The sequence below is a fragment of the Calditrichota bacterium genome, assembly GCA_013151735.1.
In the GTDB taxonomy this organism is placed as follows: Bacteria; Zhuqueibacterota; JdFR-76; order JdFR-76; family BMS3Abin05; genus BMS3Abin05.
Genome location: JAADHR010000223.1, coordinates 1 through 7,848, shown reverse-complemented (window position 1 = coordinate 7,848; position 7,848 = coordinate 1). Strand labels below are relative to the sequence as shown.

The window sequence follows — 7,848 nt, the reverse complement described above, 5'->3', positions numbered from 1 at the left end:
CAAAATTCACACCGGCCGCAGCCGAAATGATCAGGTGATGACCGACGTGTTTTTGTATCTGAAAGAAAAAAATCAGGAGGCCGGAAAGTGGATTCGGCAGCTTCAAGAGGTCGTTGTAACCCGGGCTGAAAATCACCGGACGACTGTTCTTCCGGGACTCACTCACCTTCAGCAGGCGCAACCGATTCTCCTGTCGCATTACCTGCTTTCGATCTTCTGGGCGCTCCAGCGAACCGCTGAGCGGCTGTCGGAAAATTTGGCTCGTCTGGATGTGCTGCCTCTGGGAAGCGGGGCACTGGCCGGTTCGGCCTTCCCGCTGGACCGCCGGTTTCTGGCCCGGGAACTGGGTTTCGGGAAAATCAGCGCCAACAGCCTGGATGCCGTCAGCCACCGGGATGTCATGACGGAATTCGCGGGAATCCTGACGCAGCTCAGCGTTACACTCAGCCGTTACGCCGAAGATTTCATTCTGTGGAGTACCCGGGAATTCGGATTTCTGACCCTGTCCGATGCCTACTCCACCGGCAGCAGCATGATGCCGCAGAAGAAAAATCCCGATTCCCTGGAACTCATTCGTGGAAAGGCCGCCACAAACATCGGTCACTTTACCGCCCTGCTGTCTCTGGAAAAAGGGCTGCCCCTGACGTACAACCGTGATCTTCAGGAGGACAAAATCCACCTGTTTGGCATTCTGGACAACGCGCTCCCGACTCTCCGTATTTTCCGGGGACTCCTGAAAACGGCTGTTTTTAACGCCGAGGCCATGCGCAGCGTTGTCCACCCGTTCACGCTGGCAACGGATTTGGCAGATTACCTGACGGAAAAGGGGCTGCCGTTTCGGGAGGCCCATCGCGTGATTGGAACCCTTGTGCACAACTGTGTGGAAAGCGGGAAAAATCTCACGGATCTTTCACTGGAGGATTTTCGCTCCTATTCCCCCCTGTTTGAAAAGGATGTTTTCGATTGGCTCACGATCGGGCACAGTCTGGAACGACGGAACCTTCCGGGAGGAACCGGTCCGCAGGCCGTGGATGCCGCTCTCCGGGAAGCAAAAAAGCTGTTGAATCACAAGACTGAGGAACAAAAAAACCAAAATGACTAAAATACACGTGGGAATTGTCGGCGGAACCGGCTACACCGCCCATGAATTGCTCAAATTATTGCTGCGTCACCCGAACGTGGACGTGGCCTTTATCACGTCCGAAAGCGAAACCGGCACGCGTGTGTCAGACTATTTTCCGGATCTCCCGGCCCATTTTTCACAGGATTTCGTGCCGCCGGACGCCGCCCTTTTCCCATCAGCCGATGTCGTATTTTTGTGTACGCCCCACGGTGAATCCCAGAAATGGGCGCCGGGTATCCTGGCTTCAGGAGCCAAAGTTGTTGATTTAAGCGGTGACTACCGACTTCGCTCACCGGAGGTTTACGAAGACTGGTACCACCTGCCGCATCAAGATGCGCGAAATCTCAAAGAGGCGGTGTACGGGCTTTCGGAAATCTACCGGGAACAAATTGCTGGCGCCGATCTCGTGGCCAATCCCGGCTGCTATCCGACGGGTGCACTGCTTAGCCTCATTCCCCTTATAAAGGCCGGAGCCATTCAGCCGGACAAAATTTTCATCGATGCCAAATCCGGCGTTTCCGGCGCGGGGAAAAAGCTGTCGCAACCCACGCATTTTGTGGAGGCGAATGAAAATCTTACCCCCTACAACGCGGGGCACACGCACCGGCACATCGGTGAAATCGAACAGGAACTGCAGGCCGCAGGGCACAGGAGCATTCCCGTCGTGTTTGTTCCGCAGCTGGTTCCGCTCACCCGCGGTATTCTGGAAACCATTTACATCGACCGCCCGGCAGTCAAAGATCAAAAAAACATCCTGCAAATTTTAAGGGAGTTTTACCACGGCGAACCCTTTGTTCGGATTTTAGAGGATCGACTGCCCGCCATTCGGATGGCCGCCGGAACCAATCTGTGCTTCATCGGAGCGGTTTACGACCGTGAAACGGACGTGCTGATTGTGGTCAATTCATTTGACAATCTCTTAAAAGGTGCCTCCGGTCAGGCGGTTCAAAATATGAATATTTTATTTAACTTAGATGAAACAACGGGGTTGTTTTAAGGAAATCCTAATGCCCGAACTTATCCTAAAAATCGGCGGAAGCCTTTTAAGTAAAACGAATGTTTTAAGCGAACTGGCAGAGTCCGTTAAAAATCTCCGGCAGTGGAACATCGCCATTCTTCACGGCGGCGGACCGATGATTTCAAAACTGTTTGACGCTTTCGGGAAGGAAAGTTCCTTCATCGACGGACTGCGTGTCACAAACGACACCTCCATCGATCTCGTGGAAATGGCGCTTTCCGGTCAGGTCAATAAATATCTGGCCCGAAAATTAACGGCTCTTGGTATTCCGACCGCTGGCATTAGCGGAACCGATGCCGGCCTGCTTCAGGCAAAGCCCTTGCACCCGGACGATCCGGCCAACAACCGCGTCGGCGACGTTACGGCGGTTCAACCGGACATTCTTTTTGCGCTCTGGCAAACGGACATCCTTCCGGTGATTTCACCGGTTGCTGCCGACGCCGAAGGAAATGCGCTCAATGTAAATGCCGATTCCGCTGCGTACGCCTTGGCGGCCCATCTCAAAGCGAATACCCTGATTTTCTTGTCAGATGTGCCGGGGATTTTCTTGAATGGAAAAACAGTCCTGAAACTCACTCCTGAGACGCTTCGGGAAGGAATCGCTACTGGCGATATTCACTCGGGAATGATTCCCAAACTGGAAAAAGGATTTCAAACCCTGAACACCGGCGTGGAAACGATTTTAATTTCGACCTGGCAGGGTGCCCGCACGCTGGAAAATCTACTGGAACAAAAAAAGATTGAGTTTACAAAATTGGGAAAGGATTGACCATGCAGGATTGGATCGAAAAAGCCGATCGGTTTTTGCTCAATACGTACAAACGCCCCCCCGTGGTGTTCGATCACGGCGAAGGAGCCTATCTGTTTGATCTGGACGGCACCCGTTATCTGGATTTTATCGCAGGAATTGGTGTAAACGCCCTGGGGTACAATCATCCGATTATTCAAGATGGAATTGAAGCGGCGGCAAAAAAGGTGATTCACACATCGAATCTCTATTTTACCCAGGCTCAAATTGAACTGGCCGAACTCCTGGTGTCCAAAACCTTTGAAAGCCGCGTATTTTTTGTGAACAGCGGTTCCGAAGCCGTTGAGACGGCTTTGAAAATTTCCCGCAAGTGGGGCAAGCAGTTTCAACCGGCACGCACAAAGATTTTGGCATTTGAGCACTCGTTCCACGGCCGAACAATGGGTGCTGTGTCGGCTACCTACACGGCCAAATATCGGGAACCCTTTGAACCGCTGATCGCGGGTGTGGTTTTTCTCCCTTTTAATGATCCTGCGGCTTTGGATTCCATTGATTTTACAGACTTCTGCTGTGCCATCGTGGAGCCCATTCAGGGCGAAGGCGGTATTACGCCCGCCACGCCGGAATTTCTGTCCGCATTACGGGACAAAACCCGGCAGGCCAACGTTGCCCTGATTTTCGACGAAATCCAGTGCGGCGTTTCACGATCCGGGAAACTTTACGCCTATCAACATTACGGAATCGAGCCGGACATTTTGACCACGGCCAAGGCGCTGGGTGCCGGTTTTCCCATTAGTGCGGCACTGGTGAAACCCGAATTTGCAGATGTGATTCACGCGGGCGACCACGGCTCCACCTTTGGCGGAAACCCCTTTATTGCACACGTGGCAAAACAGACATTTGCCTTCTTGAGTTCCGATGCATTCCTCAGCCACGTAAATGCCATCGCCGGTTATTTTGATGAGCAACTGCAGGCACTAACGTCAACCTATCCCTTTATCACGCGGGTCAAGGGCATGGGATTGATGAAGGGGCTGGAAGTGGACAGTCCCGTTCTGGATTTGGTACAGGATGCCTTTGAAAACAAGCTTTTAGTGGCCCGTGCGGGCAGCAATGTTCTTCGATTCCTTCCCCCGCTCATTATTGAGAAAGAGCAGGTGGATGAGGCTATTTCAATTTTGAATCACATTTTTAAAACGAAAGGAGTTTAGTACCCATGATTCGCCAGGCGACCATGAACGACATTCAATATCTTTTGCCATTTGTCAATCAATACGTTCAGCAGCAGACCGACCCCTTCAGAAGTGGCTTGGACTTCTACGCTCGCATCCCCGATTTTACGCTGACGACTCCCAACGGGTACGCTCCCGTGATTGGCGTTTTGCGAATTTTGAATGCCAAATATGCCTGGCTTCACCTGTTTGGTCTGGAAGATGAGGTAATCAAAACCAAAAAATTCCGGGATTTTATTCATTTTCAAATCGATACGGCCAAACGAGTTGGTATTCAAAAAATCGTAACCGATGCGCCTTTAAATGATATGCTAAAGGACTTTGGCTTTTGCACGATCGAGAACTCTGAGCGAAGCACTGTTCTCGAATTGATTGAAACGGTTACGGAATTCAAAATCGCGGTGAACCCGCAGAACCTCTGCGTCCGGGAGCTGAACCAAACCGAAACCTCCCATCCGGCAGCACAGGATTTGGTTGTCCGGGATGCCACACTGGCCGACGCCAGGGGAATCTGGGAGATCATTAACTACTACGCTCTCCACGGAGAAATGCTGCCCAAATCGCTGGTTTTTATCCAGCAGAATATTCGCAATTACGCGGTCGTTGAGAGAGACGGTACCGTGACGGGCTGTGCGGCCCTGCAGGTGATGTGGAATGACCTCGCGGAAGTGGCCTCCGTCGGGATTAAGGAAGAACTGCGGGGACTGGGAATGGGTCAGCAGCTCATTCGCCATATTATTCACCGGGCACAACAGCTTCAATTGCCCAAGATATTTGCACTCACCCGGCAGGTAAATTTTTTCGAAAAAATGGGCTTCCACAAAATCCCGAAAGAAACCCTGCCTCCCAAAATCTGGAAGGACTGCATGCACTGCAAAAAATTCATGGGCTGCGACGAGGTGGCCATGATCCGGGAGGTGTAATTTTCTATTTATTGCTCCGCCTTCGGAAAACGGAGCACTCGGCCGAAGGCGGATTTAAAATTTGAAATAAAAATGTGGTTCTACTGGAATTTTTGTGGAAAAGACACTCTTTTTTGGAAATAGAACCCTGCCTTTTGAACCCACCCCCTGACTCCCCCTCCCTGATCTCAGGGAGGAGGCCGGAGGGAGGGTCAGAAATGGACGGATTCTACCCAATACCTGTTAAATGAAACGTTACACCGCTAAAATAATTCCCATAAAAATTCCAGTAGAACCTCTTTTTAAAACGAATATCATTTCTTTATTGCGAGTCATTATCATTGGAATTCGCACTCACGATAGATTATATTTACTTCAAGTTCCGAAAAATCCTGGGCATCTTAGAAGTGCAGGGAATTTGGAGCAGAAATCCAGATATCTTTGATTCTTTTTCCTCAACATCTGCGAGGATTCAATCCAATGAAAATTTTAGTGATTTGTACCGGAAATTCGGCCCGCTCCCAAATGGCGGAGGGGTTTTTCAGGGTACTGGGAAAGGGAAAGGTCGAGGTTAAAAGCGCCGGTACACATCCCACAACAGTCAACCCGTTTGCCATTCGGGCCATGGCAGAGGCCGGAATCGATATTTCCCACCACCGGTCAAAATCCATCCGGGAATTTTACGGTGAGCCCTTCGATTTTGTCATCACGGTGTGTGACAAAGCCAAAGAAGAGTGCCCTTTTTTCCCGGGTGCCGGGCAAACCATCCACCACAGTTTCCTCGATCCCGCAGAAGCGACCGGAACGGACGAAGACATTCTGGCCGTTTTCAGGGCGGTTCGGGATGAAATTCGGAACTGGGTTCAGAACTTTTTGGATGAACAGATTTCGCTGCCACCTCAAAAAAATACCTCCATTAAATTGAATTGATCGTAAAAGGACCAGCCGCGAATGCGCGAATGATTGGTGTGGGGGCGATTCACGAATCACCCTGATAAAAAAGCAACCTTGCGAAGGTTATGATTCCACAATATTACACCGCTAGAGAATAATATTTACGTTTGAGTACAAACATCGCATATTAAAAAACCTTCGCAAGGCTAATCAATTGAACGGTTCAACCCCTTCTGGGGTTGGGGAGAATTCGTTGCCTGCTGTTTTCTACAAACGTTCAACGCCTCCGGCGTTGTTGAGAGACTATTCCGTTTTGGTCATTGAATAATTGTGATTTGGAATTTCCCCTGCGCCCTCGCAGATCGTAAGGGCGATTCATGAATCGCCCCTACAGATCACCCCTATATTTGTTTAACCCTGTCTGGAATATTTGATTTTTCTGGATAATATTTTTAGAAATGAAAAATCTGTTTTTTGCGTTTGCACCCTGTAGAGCCGCAAGATTTTGCGGCTCAACAAAAACAACGACGAAGGTGTTGAACATTTGTAGGACTAATCGTCCGACAGTTTTTTTACAACCCCAACGGGGTTGAATAAAATCCAATTTTTTATTGAAAGCAATTGTGAGATTGCTTCGTCGTGCGCTCCCTTCGACTCCGCTCAGGGAGCGGTGGCAGCTTCGGTACGTATGTCCGATCCCCGAACACAGTCGAAGGACGGTTCCCGAGCTTGTCGAAGGATGGTTCCTGAGCCTGTCGAAGGAACAGCGGATTGTACCAAGGCCGTAGTATAATCTTTTTCCATGAAATCGTTTCGGTACGTGCGCCCCTTCGACTCGGCTCAGGGGCCGTGCCGCACTACTCGACGACCGGTTTGGTGCCCCCAGCACCTTCTCGGTATGCTTTTCGTTTTGTTTTTTTCTTTTTTCGTGTGTTTCGCAGGCGGCAATTATCTGTACCTTGGTGGCTTCTCAAATCCTACACAAATTTGGCCTTTTTGTTCTTATAGCAGTCAAAATGGTTGAAATCTTGGTCTTTTTGAAATATATTTAATTAACATAATTGTTAATAAGGTGTATTTTATGAAAATACTGCAGCTCAGAACCATTCCAAAACTTTACTTTGGGTATGAAGACATTGCCCGAGCATTGAAGATCTCCCCCGCTTCTGCAAGGGTGGCAGCCACGCGTTACGTAAAGGGCCGATTGCTCATTCGCATCAAACGCAATCTTTACGTCTTGCCAGAAAACTGGGCTAACATGCCTCAGGAGCAAAAATTTGTATTAGCGAACCTGATTCAGGTCCCCTCCTATATTTCTTTGCTTACGGCGCTTGATTATTATCAAATTAGCACGCAGATGCAACAGGATTTTATCGAATCCATTGCGATTAAGAGAAGTCAGCAAGTTGAAATTCAAGAAACATTTTTCAGATACGTAAAGATCAAGCGCAACCTCTACTTTGGGTTTGTCAGAATGCGCGGCTTCTTCATAGCCGAGCCAGAAAAAGCCTTGTTGGATGCGCTTTACCTGATGTCGAACGGACGATATCGTCTGGATATGGCGGCTATCGATTTTGACAAATTGGACCGGCAAAAGCTTGATCAGTTCGTCAAATCCTTTCCTCCGAAAACAAAAGAATTATTGAGGCACTATGACCCTTCTTGAAAAGCATGAAGTTTTTGAAATGGAGGTTCTGGAAAGGTTACAAAGCGCCAGAATTTTGCCTGCCCTGATCTTTGGCGGCGGCACCATGCTTCGACTCTGTCATGAAATGAAACGCTTTTCCGCCGATCTTGATTTTTGGAAACAAAAAAATATTTCCGACGCCACACTTTTTACCCGGATACAGGAAGCTCTTGCGAAATACTACGAACTGACCGATGCGCAAATTAAGCATTTCACCCTTTTATTCGAAATCCGCTCTCTCCAT

General features: G+C 49.3%; 9 protein-coding genes. All 9 read left to right on the top strand.

All coding sequences use genetic code 11. The features are described from left to right. Positions 1 to 1,102: argininosuccinate lyase (argH, locus tag GXO76_16005; protein NOY79357.1), on the top strand; the 1,102-nt coding region annotated here is incomplete at its 5' end. Continuing rightward, positions 1,095 to 2,120, top strand: a complete 1,026-nt coding sequence (locus tag GXO76_16000) for an N-acetyl-gamma-glutamyl-phosphate reductase (GenBank protein ID NOY79356.1) — start codon at positions 1,095 to 1,097, stop codon at positions 2,118 to 2,120. The genes argH and GXO76_16000, both read left to right, overlap by 8 nt. A gap of 10 nt (positions 2,121 to 2,130) precedes the next feature. Beyond that, on the top strand, positions 2,131 to 2,910 hold the full coding sequence (argB, locus tag GXO76_15995) for an acetylglutamate kinase (protein ID NOY79355.1): 780 nt from the start codon (positions 2,131 to 2,133) through the stop codon (positions 2,908 to 2,910). Between the two features lie 2 nt (positions 2,911 to 2,912). Further along, positions 2,913 to 4,100 (top strand): acetylornithine/succinylornithine family transaminase, encoded by a 1,188-nt coding sequence (locus GXO76_15990; GenBank protein NOY79354.1) that lies wholly within the window; start codon positions 2,913 to 2,915, stop codon positions 4,098 to 4,100. A 5-nt stretch (positions 4,101 to 4,105) separates the two neighbouring features. Beyond that, positions 4,106 to 5,044 (top strand): N-acetyltransferase, encoded by a 939-nt coding sequence (locus GXO76_15985; protein NOY79353.1) that lies wholly within the window; start codon positions 4,106 to 4,108, stop codon positions 5,042 to 5,044. A 459-nt stretch (positions 5,045 to 5,503) separates the two neighbouring features. Then, positions 5,504 to 5,953: an arsenate reductase ArsC gene (locus GXO76_15980; GenBank protein NOY79352.1), complete on the top strand. Its 450-nt coding sequence runs from the start codon at positions 5,504 to 5,506 to the stop codon at positions 5,951 to 5,953. Between the two features lie 593 nt (positions 5,954 to 6,546). Beyond that, positions 6,547 to 6,705, top strand: coding sequence for a hypothetical protein (locus tag GXO76_15975; protein ID NOY79351.1), 159 nt, complete (start codon positions 6,547 to 6,549; stop codon positions 6,703 to 6,705). Between the two features lie 293 nt (positions 6,706 to 6,998). Then, the gene (locus tag GXO76_15970) at positions 6,999 to 7,583 is read left to right on the top strand and encodes a hypothetical protein (protein ID NOY79350.1); all 585 of its coding nucleotides are present in this window, start codon (positions 6,999 to 7,001) and stop codon (positions 7,581 to 7,583) included. Then, the coding region (locus GXO76_15965; protein NOY79349.1) for a nucleotidyl transferase AbiEii/AbiGii toxin family protein at positions 7,570 to 7,848 on the top strand (279 nt) is incomplete at its 3' end. The genes GXO76_15970 and GXO76_15965, both read left to right, overlap by 14 nt.